Consider the following 18,471-nt stretch of genomic DNA (forward strand, 5'->3'; position numbering starts at 1 on the left):
ACTAAGGCAACCGACATCCTGGAGCTCCGGTCACCGCGTGATCCGAGCTGGCACTGTATGGCGGAACCCGATGAGGCCGAATTGCGTCAGATCGGGGACTAGGGGAGGCGAGCAGATGTCCGGGTTCGGCGTTCAGTCCGGCGATTTGACCAAGGCTGCGGGGACGTACGAGGCAGAGGGATCAGCCCTGATCCAGATGAAGGCCGCGGCCGTGCCGGGTGTGGGAGCCGGGCAGGTCGGCCGCAAGTTCCAGGGCGTCGCTGCCGAGTACAAGGCCTGCTTCGACCTCTTCGGCCAGGACTTGGAGAAGTTCGGCAAGGAGGCGACCGGCATCGCCACTCGCCTGAAGGACGTCGCCAAGACGTACGAGTCGAACGAGGCGCAGACCTCGAGCCAGTTCAAGGGGTAACGAGTCGTGGCGGATCAGACCGAGATCAAGAAGCTCCTCGACGACCCGAACGTCACTCCGGAGACCAAGAAGCAGCTCGTACCCGCGCTCGCCGGTGCCGGCGCCTCGGACGAGGACGTCGAACGGTACGCGAAGGCCAACGGAGTCGATGTTCCGAGCGATCCCGGCGTCGGCAGCTACCTGCTCGGCGCGGCGTTGGCCGTTCCTACCGCCGGCCTGAGCATGGGGGTGGTCGCCGGCAAGGAGGTCGACCGCGCCCAGTGGGAGAAGAAGGGCGGCGACGCCGACAAGCTCGTCGACCAGGCCAAGGTGGAGCGCGAGCTCGGCTCCACCCAGAAGGTCCTGAACGAGCAGGGCGACGTTCCGAACAGCAACACGCTGCTCGACGCCGGCGCCCCCGGTCTCAGGTTCTTCGAGAAGTTCATCCCGATCTACCCGAAGGCCGCGCAGGCGTGCGGTCACGGTGGTGCCGCGCCGAACCTGCAGAACGACATCTACCGGCAGTACGACGAGGTTCGCGACATCGACTTCGCGAAGTTCCGCGAAGACGCCCACAAGCTCACCGAGAACGTGAAGAAGGCGGAGGCGCACGACAACGCGCTGGGCTCCGCCTGGAACGGGCTCGGTTCCTGGGAGGGCTCCGCCGCGAAGGCCGCGGGCGAGTACCGGACCAAGTTCGCCGGCGCCTCGAAGACGTTCGTGCAGCAGGCGGGCACGGCTCCCGGCGCGATCACCGCCGGCGTGACGAACATGCAGAAGCACGTCAAGGACTTCGCGCAGCAGATCCACGACCAGTACTCGGAGAAGTGCGGCGGTCTGACGGTCGAGGAGGCCGAGACCGCGATCCGTCAGGCGAACGGCGACATCTTCGAGAACGACGCGGGCATCCTCGACGGACTCTCCGGCCTGCCCGGTTGGGTCGTCGGCGGCGTCGTGGGCGCTCTCACCGGCGGCATCCTGTCGGGCGTTCTCGCGGGCCTCGGCTGGGATTCCTGGGTCAAGGGCCGGCGGGAATCCATCATCAACGAGGCCAAGCAGAAGCTGAAGGCGCTCTGCGAGGAGTTCGACGGCAAGAAGAAGGCGTTCGACGGCTACTGCCAGGCCGTGCAGGCCGGTGTCGACGCCGACTACAAGGCCATGTTCACGGGCTTGAAGAACGCGTTCAAGGACACGTTCGGCCCGATTGGCGACCCCCCGGCGTTCTCCGATCAGGGCGGCGGCCGCAAGAACGTCGACAACGGCGGCGGTGGCGGTGGCGGCAGCCCGAACGGTGGCGGCGGTGGTGGCAGCCCGAGCGGCGGTGGCGGCGGTGGCGCGCCGGAGATGCCGAAGCCGGAGAACCCGCTCGACAAGGACGGCGACGGCAAGCCCGACGTCCCCGGTGACACCGACGGTGACGGCAAGCCCGACGACCTCGACGGCGACGGCAAGCCGGACCAGCCCAAGCCGGAGGAAGAGCTCGAGACCGTCACGGTCACGGCGGGCGACAACACGATCAAGGTCACGGAGCCCGACTCGAACGGGCACGTGAAGATGACGATCGACACGCCCAAGGGCGAGCCGAAGACCTACGACCTGGACTTCAGCAAGAACCCCGAGGCCGCCAAGGCCCTGATGGGGCAGAACGGCACGCAGGCCATCACCAACATGGCCAACCAGCTCACCGCCTCGAACCAGACCGCGGGTGCCCAGACGCCGGGCGCGCAGACGCCTGCCGCGGGTGGCACGCCGGCACCCGGTGGCGGCGCCGCCCCGACGACGGGCCCGCTGGGTTCGGAGTCGAACCCGATCCCGGTCGAGGTCGGCGAGGACGGCAAGATCCACATCGAGCAGGACGGCGTCAACTTCACCGCTGAGGTGGACACCAAGACCGGCGAGATCAACCTGACCGCGGACAACGGCGACGGCACGCCCGACAAGATCGGTGTGGGCTTCGGCGAGGACGAGAACCCGGCCGCACAGACGCCGGGCTCCGAGTCCGGTCCCGGCGGGGGCGGTTCCGACGGCGGCAGGCTCGAGGACGGCCTGCGCACGCCGGAGTCCGACTTCCCGCAGCCCGTCGAGGACGCGGTCACGACGCTGCCCGCCGAGGCCGGCTTCCAGCCGATGCCTGCCGAGGCCGGCTTCCAGACGATGCCCGCACCCGCGGGAGACCAGGTCTGGAGCCCGCCGGGGGAGACCGCGCCGAACGTGGCGGAGCGCTTCCAGGAGTCGATGGGCCGCAGCTACATCGAGGACAACGGCATCATGCCGAACGTCGGCGAGCCCAGGATCTCTGCGGAGAGCGCCCCGCAGTTCGCCCAGGCGTCCGACAGCACGTCGACGTCCGGTGTCTCGTTCACCGGCGGCGCGGGCAGTGGCGAGTCCGTGCTCGGCGGCTCGAACGCCGACAGCGCGTGGAGCAGCCCGAACTCGAGCGACAGCAGCGGCGGCTCGTTCAACACGAACCCCTCCGAGGCGGGCCAGGCGGGTTCCGCGAACCTGCCGTCCCTGCAGGAAACCCAGGGCCAGGCGCCGAGCGGTGCTGCCTCCGGCGGCATGATGGGTGGCGGCGGCATGATGGGCGGCGGTGCCGGAGCCGGCGCCGGCGGTCAGCAGGGCGGCGACACCGAGCGCGGAGCCAGCCAGTGGCGCACCACGGGCACGTTGTTCGACGACGACAACAGCAACCCGTTGAGCGCCATGCAGACCACGCTGGGTGAAGACCGAGGAGAGGCCGCCAACCCATGGCGATGATCGGAGAAGTGGACCCGCGCGTTCAGGCGTTGTTCGACGAGAACATCGCCAAGACCCGCCGTGCCACCGCGGAGGTCTCGGCGGAGCTCAAGGCGAGCCAGGACAAGGTGGCCGCCGACATCGCGGCTCGCGAGGAAAAGCACAAGCAGGACGTCGCGGAAGCTCAGAAGAGCGCCGAGAACATCGTCAAGCAGGGCGAGAAGCAGCAGCAGCGCAAGCCGCAGTGGGAACGTCCCGAGCGCGGCGCGGGCGAGTTGGCGTTCGGGCCGGAGGACGACGACGGCGGCTACACCCCGCAGGGGTTCACTCCGCCGCCCGTGCCCCAGCCCGTCGCGCCGCCTCCGGTCGCGCCGCCGCCTCCGCCGGCCCGGCCGCGCAGGGCCGCCCCGGTGGACGACGATGACGACCTGAGCGGCCAGACCTGGCTCAGCTGACCGGATTTCTCCGGCCGAGAGGCCCGCACCGACGCCGGTGCGGGCCTCTCGCCGTCAGCGCTGCCGCAGGGCTTCCCGCTGGAAGATGAGATTCGCGCTCTTCAGATCGGTGTCCAGCAGGTCGTCGTACGTCCTGTCGCCGGTCAGCACGCGGAGCAGGAACGCCGTCACGAACGCGCGTCCGAGCTTCTGCGCCCCCCGCTCGCCGCTGCCGTCGAGCATGAGCTCGCTCCAGTGCCTGCCCTCGGTGAACCCGAGGTGCGAAGCCTTGGGCAGCAGCCGCAGTTGCACGGGGCCGCCCCAGGCCTGGGCGATCGCCTCGGCGTGGCCGACGGGCGGTGCGATGCGGTCCTCGCCCGCCGCGAGGTGCAGTCCGGGCGCGCGCACCTCCCGTGCCGCGTCCAGAGCGGAGGGCCGCGTCTCCGTTGCGGCCAAAGTCACAACGGCCCTGATGCGGTCCGCGGTCGACGCCGCCAGCACCGCCGCGCCGCCGCCCATCGAGTGCCCGGCGAGGGCCAGCCGCGACGGGTCGACGCTGATCTCCCCGGTGCCGAGCCGCACGCCGGTGCAGATGTCCAAAGTGGTCAGCAGGTTCGCCGCCAGCACCCGCGACGACAGCAGCGGGCCGCGCTCCACGGCCGGTGCCGCGGCGACCACGCCCCACGACGCCAGGTGCCGCAAAAGGCCGTGGTAGCGGCGCACGGGCTGCATCCAGCCGTGTCCGAACGCGACGGCGGGCAGACCGAGGCCGGACTGGGGCGTGAAGATCACGCCCGGCAGGCCGACGAGCGCGAGGTCGCCGCGCAGCACGGGGTGCGGGCCAGGCCTGCTGAGCTGCTCAAGGGCCTGTTTCGCGGTCAGCGTGATCACGCGGCGAGCCATGCCGTGAACCGTAGTCGATCCTGTCGCGCGCACCACACCTGAGATTGGTCTACACCACATGGGCGTGTGACCTGCGCAAACAGAGCCCCCTCACTCATTAGGGTTAGCGGCGTGGTCTAGCTAGTCTGTTTTCCGTGTGCGGAATCGTGGGATACGTGGGTCACCAGTCGGCGCTCGACGTCGTGCTGGACGGGCTGAGGCGCCTCGAGTACCGGGGTTACGACTCGGCGGGCGTCGCGGTCGTGACAGGCGACGACCTCGCCGTCGAACGCAAGGCCGGACGGCTGCAGAACCTGGAGACGAGGCTCGACGAGGTGGGCCGCGACAACTTCGTGGGCACCGTCGGCATGGGCCACACCCGGTGGGCGACGCACGGCGCGCCGATCGACAAGAACTCGCACCCGCACCGCGACGCCACCAGTCGCGTCGCCGTGGTGCACAACGGCATCATCGAGAACTTCCTCGCGCTGCGCGCCGAGCTCGAAGGTCTCGGCGTCGAGATGGCGTCCGACACCGACACCGAGACGGTCGCGCACCTCGTGGCGTTCGCCTACGCCGAGGGCGACACGAAGGGCGACCTGCCTGCCAGCGTGCGCAAGATCGTGAACCGCCTGGAGGGTGCGTTCACGCTCGTCTTCACGCACGCCGACGAGCCCGACACGGTCGTCGCCGCGCGCCGCAACTCCCCGCTGGTCGTCGGCGTCGGCGAGAACGAGTACTTCGTCGCGAGCGACGTCGCCGCGTTCATCGCGCACACCAAGGAAGCCGTCGAGCTGGGCCAGGACCAGATGGTCGTGCTGACCCGCTCCGGCTACGAGGTCACCGACTTCGCCGGCGAGCCCGCCGAGGCCAAGCCGTTCACGGTCAACTGGGACCTCAGCGCCGCCGAGAAGGGCGGCCACGAGTACTTCATGCTCAAGGAGATCGAGGAGCAGCCGGAGGCGCTGGCGAACACGCTGCGCGGCCACTTCGCGAACGGCCGGATCGTCCTCGACGAGCAGCGCCTCTCCGACCAGGACCTGCGCGACGTCGACAAGGTCTTCGTCATCGCGTGTGGTTCGGCCTACCACTCGGGTCTCGTCGCGAAGTACGCGATCGAGCACTGGACCCGCCTGCCCGTCGAGGTCGAGCTGGCCTCCGAGTTCCGCTACCGCGACCCGGTTCTCGACCGCGACACGCTCGTCGTCGCCGTGTCGCAGTCCGGCGAGACCGCGGACACGCTTGAGGCCGTGCGCCACGCCCGTGAGCAGAAGGCCCGCGTTCTGGCCGTCTGCAACACCAACGGCGCGCAGATCCCTCGTGAGTCCGACGCCGTCCTCTACACGCACGCCGGTCCGGAGATCGGTGTCGCGTCGACGAAGGCGTTCCTCGCCCAGATCGCCGCGAACTACCTGGTGGGCCTGGCCCTGGCGCAGGCCCGCGGCACCAAGTACCCGGACGAGGTCGCCCGCGAGTTCCACGAGCTGGAGGCCATGCCCGAGGCCGTGCGGCGCGTCCTCGCGACGGCCGACCAGGTCCGTGCCCTGGGCCGGGATCTCGCCGACTCGAAGGCGGTGCTGTTCCTCGGCCGTCACGTCGGCTACCCGGTTGCCCTGGAAGGCGCGCTCAAGCTCAAGGAACTCGCCTACATGCACGCCGAGGGCTTCGCGGCGGGCGAGCTCAAGCACGGCCCGATCGCGTTGATCGAGGAGGGTCTCCCGGTCGTCGTGGTCATGCCGTCGCCGAAGGGGCGCGCCGTCCTGCACTCGAAGCTGGTGTCGAACATCAGCGAGATCCAGGCCCGTGGCGCCCGCACGATCGTGATCGCGGAGGAGGGCGACGAGACCGTGCGCCCGTTCGCGGACCACCTGATCGAGATCCCGGCCGTCCCGACGCTGCTGCAGCCGCTCATCTCGACGGTGCCGCTGCAGATCCTCGCGGCCGAGATCGCGTCCGCCCGCGGCTACGACGTGGACAAGCCTCGCAACCTGGCGAAGTCCGTTACCGTCGAGTGAGTGAGAGGCGTCTGGCACACCGAACGCGTCAAGTCCGCTGAAGAGGAGCTCATGGCGGTGGTCCCGCCTGGCTCGTTGATGCGCAAGGCCGCGTTCGGTGTGGCCACCCACGCCCTCCGGCTTCTTGCCGGACGTCGCCGCGTCACGTTGCTCGTGGGTGCGGGCAACAACGGCGGCGACGCCCTGTGGGCCGGCTACTTCCTGCGCCGCAGGGGAGTCGCGGTGTCCGCGGTGTTGCTCAACCCGGCCAAGGCGCACGCGGAAGGCCTGGCAGCGTTTCGGCGTGTGGGCGGGCGGATCGTCTCCGAGGTCGGGTCGCCGGACCTGGTGATCGACGGCATCGTCGGCCTCTCCGCACGCGGTCCGCTGCGCCCTCAGGCAGCGGCACTCGTCGACACGGTCACAGCGCCGATCCTGGCCGTGGACCTGCCGTCCGGCATCGACCCGGACACCGGCGAGATCTCCGGACCGCACGTCAAAGCGCACACCACCGTCACGTTCGGCTGCCTGAAGCCGGTGCACGCGCTGGCCGACTGCGGTGAGGTGCACCTGGTCGACATCGGGCTGCGGCCGGTGGATCCCGACTTCGTGCTGCTGGACCGCGAGGACATCGCCTGGCCGGTGCCGGGCCCGTCCGACGACAAGTACACCCAGGGCGTCACGGGAGTGGCGGCCGGCAGTGCCACATATCCAGGCGCCGCAGTGCTTTCCACCGGCGCGGCCGTGCTCGCGACGTCCGGCATGGTCCGCTACGCCGGTCCGGCCGCCGACGCCATCCGCGCCCGCTGGCCGGAGACGATCTGCACCGGTTCGACCACCGACGCCGGCCGCGTCCAGGCCTGGGTCGTCGGCCCCGGTATGGGCACGGGCACCTCGTCCGCCGAGGTCGTGAGGTTCGTGCTGGACGCCGGGGTGCCGGTGATCGCCGACGCGGACGCCATCACGCTGCTCGCCTCGACCCCGTCGCTCTGGGACGCCCGCGATCCCGACGCCGCTCTGGTGCTCACCCCGCACGACCGCGAGTTCGAACGCCTGGCCGGCCCGGTCGGTCCGGATCGCGTCGCGGCCGCCCGCAAGGCCGCTCGGCGGTTCAACGCCGTGGTGCTGCTCAAAGGACACCGGACCGTCGTGGCGGCGCCGGACGGACGGGCGCTGGTCAACTCGGCGACCTCGTCCTGGCCCGCGACGGCCGGATCGGGCGACGTCCTGTCGGGCATCATCGGTGCGCTGCTGGCGAGTGGCCTGGATCCGTTCCTGGCCGCGGGCTACGGGGCCTACCTGCACGTCCTGGCCGCCGAACTGGGCGCGGACGGGGCTCCGGTGCCCGCGTCGGGCCTCATGACGGCCATACCTGACGCCATCAGGGCACTTCGCCGGTCCTGAGCGCTCGCTCACACTTGTGGCCTGCGAAGTCATGGCACGATGCACAGGTTATGGCCCGTTCAGAAGTGGTAGTCGACCTCGGTGCGCTGCGGCACAACGTCGCGTTGCTCGCCGGCCTCGCTCCCGGTGCGGAGACGATGGCCGTCGTCAAGGCGGACGGCTACGGCCACGGCGCGGTGGAGGTCGCCCGCGCGGCCCTGGAAGCCGGCGCGACCTGGCTCGGTTCCTGTTCGACGCAGGAAGCCCTCGCCCTGCGCACGGCGGGCATCCAGGCCCCGATCCTGGCCTGGCTCGACGCGCCGGACGAGGACCTCGCCGCCGGTCTCGCGGCCGACGTCGACATGTCCGTGGCGTCGATCTCGGACCTGCGCCGAGTCGAGGCCGCCGCCGAGGAGGCCGACGCCCGGCCGCGGATCCACCTCAAGATCGACACCGGTCTGAGCCGCAACGGCTGCCAGCCGCACGACTGGCCCGAGTTGGTCGAGGCCGCGCGCAAGCATCAGGTGGTGGCCGTCTGGTCGCACCTCGCGTCCGCGGACGAGATCGGCGATCCGTCCATCGACCTGCAGGCCAAGAGGTTCGACGACGCCTACGAGGTGGCGAAGAGCTTCGGCCTGACCCCGAAACGGCACATCGCGAACTCCGCGGCCTTGCTGACCAGGCCCGATCTGCACTTCGACATCGTCAGGCCCGGCATCGCGATGTACGGGCTGAACCCGGTGCCGACCGACCACGACCTGAGGCCGGTCATGAGCTACCGGTCGCACGTGGCTCTCACGAAACGTATCCCCGCAGGTGAGTCGGTCTCCTACGGGATGACATGGACAGCGCAGACCGACACGACGCTGGCACTGGTGCCCGCGGGGTATGCGGACGGTGTCCCGAGGGCGCTCTCCGGCCGGATGGAGGTGCTCCTGGACGGGAGACGCCGCCCGGTGGTCGGCCGTGTCTGCATGGACCAGATCGTCGTGGACTGCGGGGACGACGAGATCGCGGAGGGTGCCGAGGTCGTCCTGTTCGGCGACGGGCGCCGGGGGGAGCCGACGGCGACGGAGTGGGCGGAGCTGACCGGGACGATCGACTACGAGATCGTCTGCGGGATGTACCGGCCCAGGGTGCGGAGGATCTACACGTGAAGCCGGTGTGGAAGGTCGTCGGGTGGGTCGGTGGCGCGGTCGGTGCCGTCGTCGCCGGTGCGGCCGTGGCGCAGACCGCGAAGGTCTCGCACGAGCGCAAGACCGCGTCCGACAGCCTCGCTGACGAGCCGCTGGGGCAACTGAGGCCTGACCGTGAGTCGACGGTCGCCGCCGAGGACGGCGTGCCGATCTCCGTCGAGGAGGTCGACCCGGCGGACGGCGGCGAGCCGGACATCACCGTCGTGCTGGTGCACGGGTTCGCGCTGGACCGCCGCTGCTTCCACTTCCAGCGCCGCGATCTCGCCGAGCTGCTCGACCCGCGCGTTCACCAGGTGCTCTACGACCAGCGCAGCCACGGCCGTTCCGGGAAGTCCTCCGTCGAGAACAGCACGATCGACCAGCTCGCGCTCGACCTCGACTCGGTGATCCGCGCGGTCGTGCCGGAGGGCCCGTTGGTTCTCGTCGGTCATTCCATGGGCGGCATGACGATCATGGCGCTGGCCGAGAAGCACCCGGAGCTCTTCGAGGAACGGGTGCGCGGCGTCGCGTTGATCGGCACGGCCGCCGGAGCCGTGGGCGGTGCGGGGCTGCCGAAGTCCGTGCTGTCGCGGTACAACCCGGTGACGCTCGGCGTCGGCCGGATCGCGGGCATGCAGCCCGGACTCGTCGAGTGGGTGCGCAAGGGCACGAAAACCCTGACGTGGAGCGGTATCCGCGCGCTGGCGTTCGGTGACCGCAAGGTCGCACCGTCCCTGGTGGACCTGATGGAGAAGATGATCAACGGGACCACGGTGAAGGTGCTCACCGACTTCCTGGAGACCCTCGGCACGCACGACCGCTACAAGGCGCTCGCCGGGTTGCGGCACTGCGAGGTGCTGATCCTGAGCGGTGACGCGGACAAGCTCACGCCGTTCTCGCACGCCGAGCGGATGGCGGAGGAGATGCCGCACGCCACTCTCGTGCGGGCCCCCGGTGCCGGGCACATGGTGATGATGGAGCAGGCTGATCTCGTCAACGACCACCTGGTCGCGCTCGTCGAACGCTGCGCGACCGATCGCGGAGAGAGTCGGAAGAAGTGGTGGCGCCGAGCGTGAAGACCGTCGAACTGCCCCTGGTGGAGGACACCGAGGAGTTCGGCCGCAAGCTGGGTGAAGTGGTGCGGGCGGGCGACCTGCTGCTGCTCGCCGGGCCGTTGGGAGCGGGGAAGACGGCGCTGGTGCGCGGCCTCGCGCGCGGCCTCGGCGTGCAGGGCCGGGTGTCCTCGCCGACGTTCGTCGTCGCCCGCGTGCACGAGCCTGCCGAGGACGGGCGTGGCGTGCGGCTGGTGCACGTCGACGCATACCGGCTCGGAGGACACCTGGACGAGCTGGACGATCTTGATCTGGACACGGACCTGGTCGACGCCGTGGTGGCCGTCGAGTGGGGCGAAGGTGTCGCGGAACGCCTCAACGAAGATCATCTGTTGATCCGGCTCGAACGCGGAACCGACGACGTTCGCACAGCTCAGCTGATCCCGCACGGCGAGTGGAGCTCACGTCCCCTGCCTGTGTGACGTTCTCTCACTCATGGGGTGACGTCCATTAAGGACAGAGCGTGACCGGTCGATGAGACTCGCATGATCAAGAAGACGCTCTTCGCAACCGCAGTCATCGGTGGCGCGCTCCTCGCGGCCGCTGCTCCCGCCTCCGCCGGCGAGCACGACCGCCACGGTGGCATCAGCGTTGCCGACAACCTCTGCGCCGCGCCGTGGCAGTGGAACGGCCCGATCTCGCTGCTGCACGAGGGCCACGCCCCGGGTTACGCCGCGTGCAACGACAACCACGCCGCCGGTGGCTCTGACATCAGCGTGCTGAACAACGCGTGTGTCGCGCCGTGGCAGTGGAACGGCCCGCTCGAGGTCTTCACGGTTGACCACTCGCCGTCCTACGTCGCCTGCAACGGCAACTCGGCTGGCTGACAGCCCGGAACGTCGTGGGGGATGGCCGGACGAGCCCGTCGGCCATCCCCCACGACAGTCCTTTCAGGACAACTCTCGTTTGAGGACCTTGCCCATCTCGTTGCGCGGCAGGGCCTGCAGATAGCGCACCACTCGCGGCCTCTTGTGCGGCGACAACAACTTCGCGACGTGATCGCTGAGGGCTGATGGTTCCGGCGCTTCGCCCGCTGGAACCACCCACGCCACGATCCGCTCGCCCAGATCGTCGTCCGGCTCGCCCGTCACCGCCACCTCGGCCACCGACGGATGCTCCAGCAGGACGTTCTCGATCTCGCCCGCGCCGATCTTGTAGCCACCGCTCTTGATCAGGTCGGTGGCCCGCCGCCCGACGATGCGGATGTAGCCGTCGGGATCGCGCACCGCCATGTCGCCGGTCCTGAACCACCCGTCCCGGAACGCCGCTTCCGTCGCGTCCGGACGGTTGAGGTACTCCAGGAACAGGTTCGGCCCACGCACCTCGATCTCGCCGATCGCGCCGTCGTCCACGCCGTCGCCCTGCTCGTCCACCACCTGGACGTCGACGCCGTCCACCGGCAACCCGACCGCGCCCGGCCGGCGATCGCCGTCGAACCGCACGCTGACGTTCATCAGCGTCTCGCTCATCCCGTACCGCTCGACGATCCCCTGCCCGGTGGCCTTGGCGATCCGCTCGTGGTCACTCGCGGGGAGCGCGGCACTTCCGGAGACCAGCAGCCGAGCCGTGCGGAACTGGTCGGCCAAGGTGGCGTCGTTCTCCACGGCCTCCGCGATCCGGTGGTACATCGTCGGGACGCCGAACATCATCGTGGCGCCGGTCGCGAACTCGTGGCCGATGGCCTCCGGCGAGAACTTCACGTGCCGCACCGCACCGCCGAGCCGCAGCGGACCGAGGATGCCGATGCCCAGGCCGTGCACGTGGAACAACGGCAGCCCGTGCACCAGCACGTCGTCGCTCGTCCACTGCCATGCCTTGGCCAGCGCGTCGATGTTGGAGGTCAGCGACCGGCGGGGCAGCACCACGCCCTTGGGCGGGCCGGTCGTGCCCGAGGTGTAGATGACCAGCGCGGGAGTCTCCGGGTGAGGTTCCCCGAGACGAGACGTCTCGTCTCGCCCGGGTTCCGCCGGGTCGCTCACGAGACGGACCGTCTCGTCTCGCAGGATCAGGTCGGGCCGGCTGTCCCCGAGGATGTGCTCCAGTTCGCGCTCGCCGAGCTTGGGGTTGAGCGGCACGATCGCCACGCCCGCCAGCAGTCCGGCGACGACGGACACGCAGGTTTCGAGAGTGGACGTCGCCCAGACGGCTACGCGCGTGTGGCCTTTCAACCGTTCCGCCAGAGTGCCCGCGGCCTGGTGCAGCTCGGCGTAGTTCAGGGACTTCTCACCGAAGCGCAGGGCCTCGCGGTCACTCGGTTCAGCGAACATGGATCCAGGGTCGTACCCATCCCTTGAGGACGCATCGGAAGTGTGGGTTCAGACACTGTGTTTGATCGCCCCTGCTCCGCAGATGGCGACGAGGTCGCCGGGAAGTTGGTCATCCGGCCACCGCTTGCCGCCGAATCGCCTCCGACGGTTGACAGCGAGAGGTGACCGGATGACCAACACGACCTCGTACTACTCTGGACAATCGTGCTAGTGCTCGCCGTCGACACGGCCACCCCCGCAGTCACCGCCGGTGTGGTCGAACTCGCGCCAGACTCCCCACCGCGCCTGCTCGCGAAGCGGGTGACGCTCAACGCCAAGGCGCACGGCGAGCTGCTCACCCCGCACATCAGCGCCGCGCTCGCGGAAGCCGGGAAGACGTTCGCCGATCTCGACGCCATCGTCGTGGGCGCGGGCCCCGGGCCCTTCACCGGCCTGCGGGTCGGCCTCGCCACCGCCGCCGCGCTCGGCCAGGCGCTCAACCGCCCGGTCTACCCGGTCGCCACCCCGGACGCCATCGCCAAGGACGCCGCCAGCGGCCACCCGCTGCTCGTCGCGACGGACGCGCGGCGCAAGGAGGTCTACTGGGCCGCCTACGACGCCGCCGGTCGCCGCACGGACGGCCCGCACGTCGAGCGCCCGCAGGACCTCGCCGAGAAGCTGCCCGGCCTGGGCGTGCGCCAGGCGACCGGTGAGGGCGCCGAGATCTACGCCGAGATCCTCGGCTTGGAGCTCCTCCAAGCCAAGCACCCGAGTCCGGAGGGCCTGGTCGCCGCCGCGGCCGCCGAGGTGCTCGCCAAGGCTCGTCCCGCCGCGCTCACCCCGCTCTACCTGCGCCGTCCCGACGCCGTCGAGCCCACCGGGCGCAAGCGGGTGACCAGGGCATGACCACCGGCACCGTCACGCTCGCGCCTCTGCGGCACGCCGACGTGCCCAGGTGCCACGAGATCGAGCTGGCGTTGTTCCCCGGCGACGACCCGTGGAGCGAGAACGCGTTCCACAGCGAGCTCGACAACGGCAACTACTACATCGGCGCGTACGCCGACGCCGAGCTGATCGGGTACGCCGGGCTCGCCGTCAGCCAGTACGAGGCCAGCGTGCACACGATCGCCGTCATCGGGCACTGGCAGGGCAGGGGCGTCGGCAAGACGCTGCTGAAGGACCTGCTGGCCCGCGTCGACGAGATCAACGTGCCGGTCTACCTGGAAGTCCGCACGGACAACGAGCCGGCGATCGCGATGTACAAGGCGCACGGCTTCGACCAACTCGGCCTGCGCCGCCGCTACTACCAGCCGTCGGGTGCCGACGCGTACACGATGGGAAGGCCTGCTCAAAGTGTCTGATCGTTTGATTCTGGGCATCGAGAGCTCGTGCGACGAGACGGGCTTCGGCATCGTCCGCCTCGGTCCGGACGGCTCGCTCGAACTGCTCGCCGACGAGGTCGCCTCCAGCGTCGAGGAGCACGCCCGCTTCGGCGGCGTCGTGCCGGAGGTCGCCTCGCGCGCCCATCTCGAAGCGCTGGTCCCGACCCTGCGCCGGGCGCTCGACACCGCGAAGGTCGAGCTCTCCCAGATCCACTCCATCGCCGTCACCGCCGGACCGGGTCTGGCCGGCGCGCTGCTGGTCGGCGTGTCCGCCGCGAAGGCGTACGCGGCCGCGCTCGGCAAGCCGCTCTACGGCGTGAACCACCTCGCGGGTCACGTCGCCGCGGACACGTTGCAGCACGGCCCGTTGCCGCAGCGCTGCCTCGCGCTGCTGGTCTCCGGCGGCCACTCGCAGCTGCTGCTGATCGAGGGCGGTCTCGCGAACTCGATCACCGAGATCGGGTCCACCGTGGACGACGCGGCGGGTGAGGCGTACGACAAGGTCGCGCGACTGCTCGACCTGCCGTACCCCGGCGGTCCGCCCATCGACAAGCTCGCCAAGCAGGGCAACGGCTGCGCGATCGCGTTCCCGCGCGGCCTCACCGGCCCGCGCGACGCGAAGTACGACTTCTCGTTCTCCGGCCTGAAGACCTCGGTCGCCCGCTGGGTCGAACGCGCCGAGCGGGCCGGCGAGGAGATCCCGCTCGCCGACGTCGCCGCGTCGTTCCAGGAGGCAGTCGCGGACGTGCTGACCGCCAAGGCGATCCGTGCCGCGAAGGACCTGGACGTCGGCACGCTGGTGATCTCCGGCGGCGTCGCGGCGAACTCGCGCCTGAGCGGGCTCGCCGCCGAACGCTGCGCCGAGGCGGGCATCGAACTGCGCGTGCCGAGGCCACGGCTGTGCACCGACAACGGCGCGATGATCGCGGCGCTCGGCGCCCACCTCGTCGCGGCGGGCGCCAAGCCGTCCCCGATGGACATCTCGACCACGCCCGGCCTTCCGGTCAGCACGGTCCAGATCTTCTAGAGCCTGTTCAGCCCGGGGTTCCGGTCCTCGACGGCGAACGACGCCTTCGTGGTCACCGGGGCTCCGGGCTTCGTCACGTAGTCCAGCCCGCGGAAGTCCGTGCGCAGCTCATCGGCCGTGAACCGCGACAACGTGTAACCGCGCCGGTTGTTGAAGTACTTCACGTGCGGGTTCTCGCGCAGCCACAGCGGTGTTTCGGCGTACACCTCCGACCCGTCGCCACCGGCCGTGATCGACGTGGTCACCAACTCGGTCGCCAAGGTCTTCGACGACGGGTCGTTCCACCGCTGTTTGACCTCCGCACCCCACGCCGCGTGCACGTCCCCGGTCAGCACGATCGGGTTCCGCACGTCCGCGAGCGCCGCCACGACCCGGTCCCGGTCGGCGACGTAGCCGTCCCACGCGTCGAGCAGGAACTTGTCGACCTCGCCGGGGATGTAGTCGTACTGCGAGAAGAACACCTGCTGGCCGAGCACGTCCCAGCGCGCCCGCGAGCCGCGCAGGCCGTCGAACAGCCACTCCTCCTGCGCGGCGCCGAGCATCGTGCGTTCCGGCTCCAGTCGTTCGGGACAGAGCTGCAGCCCGTCGCCGCAGGCCTGGTCGGTCCGGTACTGGCGGGTGTCGAGCATGTGGAACGTCGCGAGCGAGCCCCAGCCGATCCGCCGATACAGCCTCGATGACCTGCGCAAAGGCATGTTCTCGTAGTACGCCTGGATGGCCGCGGCCCGCCGCGCGGGAAAGTCCGGCTGCGGCTTGTCCGGCAGCAGTCCCGCCCAGTTGTTGTCGACCTCGTGGTCGTCCCAGATCACCGCCCACGGCGCCACGGCGTGCGCTTCCTGCAGGTCGGGGTCGGTCTTGTACTGCGCCTGCCGCCGCCGGTAACCCGCGAGTGTCACCGTGGTCGGACCCTCGACGTGCCGGACGTTGCCGCTCGGGGCGACGTGGATGCCGCTCTCGTACTCGTAGGTGTAGTCGCCGAGGTGCAGCACCAGGTCGGGCTCGTCCTCCGCGAGCCTGCGGTAGGCCGTGAAGTAGCCGTGCTCGTACTGCGCGCACGACGCGAAGGCCATCGTCAGTGGGACTTGCAACGAGTCAGTAGGCGGTGTCGTGCGCGTCCGGCCCGTCCGCGAGAGGTGGTTGAGGGCCTTGAAGCGGTAGAAGTACTCGCGGCCGGGCTCCAGCCCGACGAGCTCCACGTGGACGCTGTGCGCCTCCTCGGGTCGAGCCGTGGTGGAGCCGCGCTGAACAATTCGGGTGAATCGTTCGTCGTCGGCGACCTGCCACTGGACCTCGATCGGACGGCTCGGCATGCCTCCCAGGCCGTCCTCCGCGAGGGGTTCGACGGCCAGCCGCGTCCACAGAACCACTCCGTCGGGTGTCGGGTCGCCCGAGGCCACACCGAGTGTGAAAGGGTCGCTCGGCCGGGCCGAGGCGGCGGTCGAGAACGCTGTGACTCCTGCCACGCCTGCGAGCAGCAGCGTTCGGCGCGTCAACGGGGACATGCCCTGAATACGGCTCCCGGATGGTGATCGGTTCGGGGGTCTCGTTGAAGGCTTGGCACTCTCGTGGGTAGAGTGCCAATTGCACGGCACCAGTACCGCCCCGACCCCCGCGACGGCGGGGTGGCAGGAGCCGTTAAACAGACGAACCTGCCAACGACCCGTGGAGGTCATCCCGGTGAGCGTGAACATCAAGCCGCTTGAGGACAAGATCGTTGTCCAGGCCTCCGAGGCTGAGACGACGACCGCCTCCGGCCTCGTGATCCCGGACACCGCGAAGGAGAAGCCCCAGGAGGGCAAGGTCCTCGCGGTGGGCCCCGGCCGCATCGACGACAAAGGCAACCGCGTCCCGCTGGACGTCGCTGTCGGCGACGTCGTCATCTACTCGAAGTACGGCGGCACCGAGGTCAAGTACAACGGCGAGGAGTACTTGATCCTCTCCGCCCGCGACGTGCTGGCCGTCGTCAACTAAGACGCTCGGCTGTCATGCCTGACGCCCCGGCGCCCCATCCGGGGTGTCCGGGGCGTTTCGCTACTCAGAGAGGCTTCAGTCAATGCCCAAGCAGATCAGCTTCGACGAGGACGCTCGTCGGGCGCTTGAGCGCGGCGTCAACAAGCTCGCCGACACGGTCAAGGTCACCCTTGGCCCGCGTGGGCGGCACGTCGTGCTCGACAAGAAGTTCGGTGGCCCGACGGTCACCAACGACGGTGTGACCATCGCTCGCGAGATCGAGCTGGACGACCCGTTCGAGAACCTCGGCGCGCAGCTCGCCAAGTCGGTCGCCACCAAGACCAACGACGTCGCGGGTGACGGCACCACCACCGCCACCGTGCTGGCGCAGGCGCTGGTCAAGGAAGGCCTGCGCAACATCGCCGCGGGTGCGAACCCGACCGCGCTCGGCCGTGGCATCCAGGCCGCCTCCGACGCCGTCGTGGACGCGCTCAAGGCCAAGGCCACCCCGGTCAAGGGCCGCGAGAACATCGCGCAGGTCGGCACCGTCTCCTCGCGTGACGAGTCCATCGGCGCCCTGCTCGGCGAGGCCATCGAGCGCGTCGGCGAAGACGGTGTCATCACCGTCGAGGAGTCGTCCACGCTCGCGACCGAGCTGGTCATCACCGAGGGCGTGCAGTTCGACAAGGGCTACGTGTCGACGCACTTCTCGACCGACCTCGAGGCGCAGGAGGCCGTCTACGAAGACGTCCGCATCCTGCTGCACCGCGAGAAGATCTCGGCGCTGGCCGACGTCCTCCCGATCCTCGAGAAGGTCGCGGAGTCCGGCAAGCCGCTCCTGATCGTCGCCGAGGACGTCGAGGGCGAGGCCCTGTCCACGCTGGTGGTCAACGCCGTCCGCAAGACCCTGAAGGTCGTCGCCGTGAAGGCGCCGTTCTTCGGTGACCGCCGCAAGGCGTTCCTGGACGACCTCGCGGTCGTCACCGGCGGCGAGGTGATCTCCTCGGAGATCGGTCTCAAGCTGTCCGAGACCACGCTCGACCAGCTGGGCACCGCCCGCCGCGTCGTCGTGACCAAGGACGACACCACGATCGTGGACGGCGGCGGCACCAAGGCCGACATCGCCGGCCGCGCGGAGCAGCTGCGCCGCGAGATCGAGGCCACGGACTCCGACTGGGACCGCGAGAAGCTCCAGGAGCGCCTCGCGAAGCTCTCCGGCGGCATCGCCGTGATCAAGGTCGGCGCCGCCACCGAGACCGAGCTCAAGGAGCGCAAGCACCGCATCGAGGACGCGGTCGCCGCTACCAAGGCCGCGGTCGAGGAGGGCATCGTCCCCGGCGGTGGCTCCGCTCTCGTGCACGGCGCCAAGGTGCTCGACGGTGGCCTCGGCCTGTCGGGTGACGAGGCCACGGGTGTCGCGCTCGTCGCGAAGGCCCTGTCCGCGCCGCTGTTCTGGATCGCCGCGAACGCCGGCCTCGAAGGCGCCGTCGTGGTGAACAGGGTCCGCGAGGGCGAGTGGGGCTTCGGCATCAACGCGGCTTCGCTGGAGTTCGGTGACCTGCTCGAGCAGGGCATCATCGACCCGGTCAAGGTCACGCGTTCCGCCGTGGCGAACGCCGCCTCCATCGCGCGCATGGTGCTCACGACCGAGAGCGCCATCGTCGAGAAGAAGGCGGACGAGCCCGCTTCCTCCGCGGCCGGACACGGCCACGGCCACGGGCACGGCCACTGAGACCTGCCGAGTTCTTCGAACTCAAATAAA

Annotated in this window: 17 protein-coding genes; 14 read left to right on the plus strand and 3 right to left on the minus strand. The window is 69.9% G+C overall.

Annotated features, from left to right (window positions below; all coding sequences use genetic code 11):
• Positions 1-115: 115 nt before the first annotated feature.
• From SK854_RS10885 to SK854_RS10895, 3 genes are read left to right on the plus strand one after another with little or no spacing between them, the layout of a single operon-like run.
• A complete protein-coding gene (locus tag SK854_RS10885) occupies positions 116-409 on the plus strand; it encodes a hypothetical protein (RefSeq protein ID WP_093591261.1) in 294 nt (97 codons plus the stop codon).
• 6 nt (positions 410-415) lie between these two features.
• Entirely contained in the window at positions 416-3,145 is a 2,730-nt protein-coding gene (locus tag SK854_RS10890) for a hypothetical protein (protein ID WP_319974942.1), read from the plus strand.
• Positions 3,136-3,579 (plus strand): hypothetical protein, encoded by a 444-nt coding sequence (locus tag SK854_RS10895; RefSeq protein WP_319974943.1) that lies wholly within the window; start codon positions 3,136-3,138, stop codon positions 3,577-3,579. The genes SK854_RS10890 and SK854_RS10895 overlap by 10 nt, the downstream gene beginning before the upstream one ends.
• A gap of 54 nt (positions 3,580-3,633) precedes the next feature.
• Here the strand turns inward: SK854_RS10895 and SK854_RS10900 are convergent, their stop codons facing one another.
• The gene (locus tag SK854_RS10900; RefSeq protein ID WP_319974944.1) at positions 3,634-4,461 is read right to left on the minus strand and encodes a dienelactone hydrolase family protein; all 828 of its coding nucleotides are present in this window, start codon (positions 4,459-4,461) and stop codon (positions 3,634-3,636) included.
• Positions 4,462-4,595: 134 nt separating this feature from the next.
• Here SK854_RS10900 and glmS point away from each other — a divergent pair, with 134 nt between their 5' ends.
• The 6 genes from glmS to SK854_RS10930 all read left to right on the plus strand — a co-directional run bounded on the left by glmS (position 4,596) and on the right by SK854_RS10930 (position 10,931).
• The gene (glmS, locus tag SK854_RS10905; RefSeq protein ID WP_319974945.1) at positions 4,596-6,455 is read left to right on the plus strand and encodes a glutamine--fructose-6-phosphate transaminase (isomerizing); all 1,860 of its coding nucleotides are present in this window, start codon (positions 4,596-4,598) and stop codon (positions 6,453-6,455) included.
• Positions 6,456-7,838 carry an NAD(P)H-hydrate dehydratase gene (locus SK854_RS10910; protein ID WP_319974946.1) on the plus strand — a complete coding sequence of 461 codons (1,383 nt, stop codon included), beginning with the start codon at positions 6,456-6,458 and terminating at the stop codon, positions 7,836-7,838.
• Between the two features lie 50 nt (positions 7,839-7,888).
• Complete coding sequence (gene alr / locus SK854_RS10915; protein ID WP_319974947.1) at positions 7,889-8,974, plus strand: alanine racemase; 1,086 nt, start codon at positions 7,889-7,891, stop codon at positions 8,972-8,974.
• Complete coding sequence (locus SK854_RS10920; RefSeq protein WP_319974948.1) at positions 8,971-10,068, plus strand: alpha/beta fold hydrolase; 1,098 nt, start codon at positions 8,971-8,973, stop codon at positions 10,066-10,068. Before alr ends, SK854_RS10920 begins: the two co-directional genes overlap by 4 nt.
• On the plus strand, positions 10,065-10,526 hold the full coding sequence (gene tsaE, locus SK854_RS10925) for a tRNA (adenosine(37)-N6)-threonylcarbamoyltransferase complex ATPase subunit type 1 TsaE (protein ID WP_319974949.1): 462 nt from the start codon (positions 10,065-10,067) through the stop codon (positions 10,524-10,526). Before SK854_RS10920 ends, tsaE begins: the two co-directional genes overlap by 4 nt.
• A 63-nt stretch (positions 10,527-10,589) precedes the next feature.
• Positions 10,590-10,931: a hypothetical protein gene (locus SK854_RS10930; protein WP_319974950.1), complete on the plus strand. Its 342-nt coding sequence runs from the start codon at positions 10,590-10,592 to the stop codon at positions 10,929-10,931.
• 63 nt (positions 10,932-10,994) lie between these two features.
• On the opposite strand, the gene SK854_RS10935 is transcribed toward SK854_RS10930, so the two are convergent.
• Positions 10,995-12,371, minus strand: a complete 1,377-nt coding sequence (locus tag SK854_RS10935; RefSeq protein ID WP_319974951.1) for an acyl-CoA synthetase — start codon at positions 12,369-12,371, stop codon at positions 10,995-10,997.
• Positions 12,372-12,575: 204 nt separating this feature from the next.
• Here SK854_RS10935 and tsaB point away from each other — a divergent pair, with 204 nt between their 5' ends.
• From tsaB to tsaD, 3 genes are read left to right on the plus strand one after another with little or no spacing between them, the layout of a single operon-like run.
• Positions 12,576-13,256: a tRNA (adenosine(37)-N6)-threonylcarbamoyltransferase complex dimerization subunit type 1 TsaB gene (gene tsaB / locus SK854_RS10940; protein ID WP_319974952.1), complete on the plus strand. Its 681-nt coding sequence runs from the start codon at positions 12,576-12,578 to the stop codon at positions 13,254-13,256.
• Positions 13,253-13,711, plus strand: a complete 459-nt coding sequence (rimI, locus tag SK854_RS10945) for a ribosomal protein S18-alanine N-acetyltransferase (RefSeq protein WP_319974953.1) — start codon at positions 13,253-13,255, stop codon at positions 13,709-13,711. Before tsaB ends, rimI begins: the two co-directional genes overlap by 4 nt.
• The gene (gene tsaD / locus SK854_RS10950) at positions 13,704-14,759 is read left to right on the plus strand and encodes a tRNA (adenosine(37)-N6)-threonylcarbamoyltransferase complex transferase subunit TsaD (RefSeq protein WP_319974954.1); all 1,056 of its coding nucleotides are present in this window, start codon (positions 13,704-13,706) and stop codon (positions 14,757-14,759) included. Before rimI ends, tsaD begins: the two co-directional genes overlap by 8 nt.
• On the opposite strand, the gene SK854_RS10955 is transcribed toward tsaD, so the two are convergent.
• Positions 14,756-16,261: an alkaline phosphatase D family protein gene (locus SK854_RS10955; protein WP_319974955.1), complete on the minus strand. Its 1,506-nt coding sequence runs from the start codon at positions 16,259-16,261 to the stop codon at positions 14,756-14,758. The genes tsaD and SK854_RS10955 overlap by 4 nt on opposite strands.
• Positions 16,262-16,436: 175 nt before the next feature.
• Between SK854_RS10955 and groES the strand changes: the two genes are divergently transcribed.
• Positions 16,437-16,730, plus strand: coding sequence for a co-chaperone GroES (gene groES / locus SK854_RS10960; protein ID WP_030478362.1), 294 nt, complete (start codon positions 16,437-16,439; stop codon positions 16,728-16,730).
• Positions 16,731-16,812: 82 nt separating this feature from the next.
• On the plus strand, positions 16,813-18,441 hold the full coding sequence (gene groL / locus SK854_RS10965; RefSeq protein WP_319974956.1) for a chaperonin GroEL: 1,629 nt from the start codon (positions 16,813-16,815) through the stop codon (positions 18,439-18,441).
• Positions 18,442-18,471: the final 30 nt, after the last annotated feature.

The sequence above is a fragment of the Lentzea sokolovensis genome (assembly GCF_033949975.1).
In the GTDB taxonomy this organism is placed as follows: domain Bacteria; phylum Actinomycetota; class Actinomycetes; order Mycobacteriales; family Pseudonocardiaceae; genus Lentzea; species Lentzea sokolovensis.

What these genes read in the sequence shown, in the direction of transcription:
- SK854_RS10935 (WP_319974951.1), bottom strand. Translation starts at nt 12,371, where the DNA reads ATGTTCGCTGAACCGAGTGACCGCGAGGCCCTGCGCTTCGGTGAGAAG.
- SK854_RS10955 (WP_319974955.1), bottom strand. Translation starts at nt 16,261, where the DNA reads ATGTCCCCGTTGACGCGCCGAACGCTGCTGCTCGCAGGCGTGGCAGGA.
- SK854_RS10895 (WP_319974943.1), top strand. Translation starts at nt 3,136, where the DNA reads ATGGCGATGATCGGAGAAGTGGACCCGCGCGTTCAGGCGTTGTTCGAC.
- alr (WP_319974947.1), top strand. Translation starts at nt 7,889, where the DNA reads ATGGCCCGTTCAGAAGTGGTAGTCGACCTCGGTGCGCTGCGGCACAAC.
- rimI (WP_319974953.1), top strand. Translation starts at nt 13,253, where the DNA reads ATGACCACCGGCACCGTCACGCTCGCGCCTCTGCGGCACGCCGACGTG.
- SK854_RS10885 (WP_093591261.1), top strand. Translation starts at nt 116, where the DNA reads ATGTCCGGGTTCGGCGTTCAGTCCGGCGATTTGACCAAGGCTGCGGGG.
- groL (WP_319974956.1), top strand. Translation starts at nt 16,813, where the DNA reads ATGCCCAAGCAGATCAGCTTCGACGAGGACGCTCGTCGGGCGCTTGAG.
- SK854_RS10900 (WP_319974944.1), bottom strand. Translation starts at nt 4,461, where the DNA reads ATGGCTCGCCGCGTGATCACGCTGACCGCGAAACAGGCCCTTGAGCAG.
- SK854_RS10930 (WP_319974950.1), top strand. Translation starts at nt 10,590, where the DNA reads ATGATCAAGAAGACGCTCTTCGCAACCGCAGTCATCGGTGGCGCGCTC.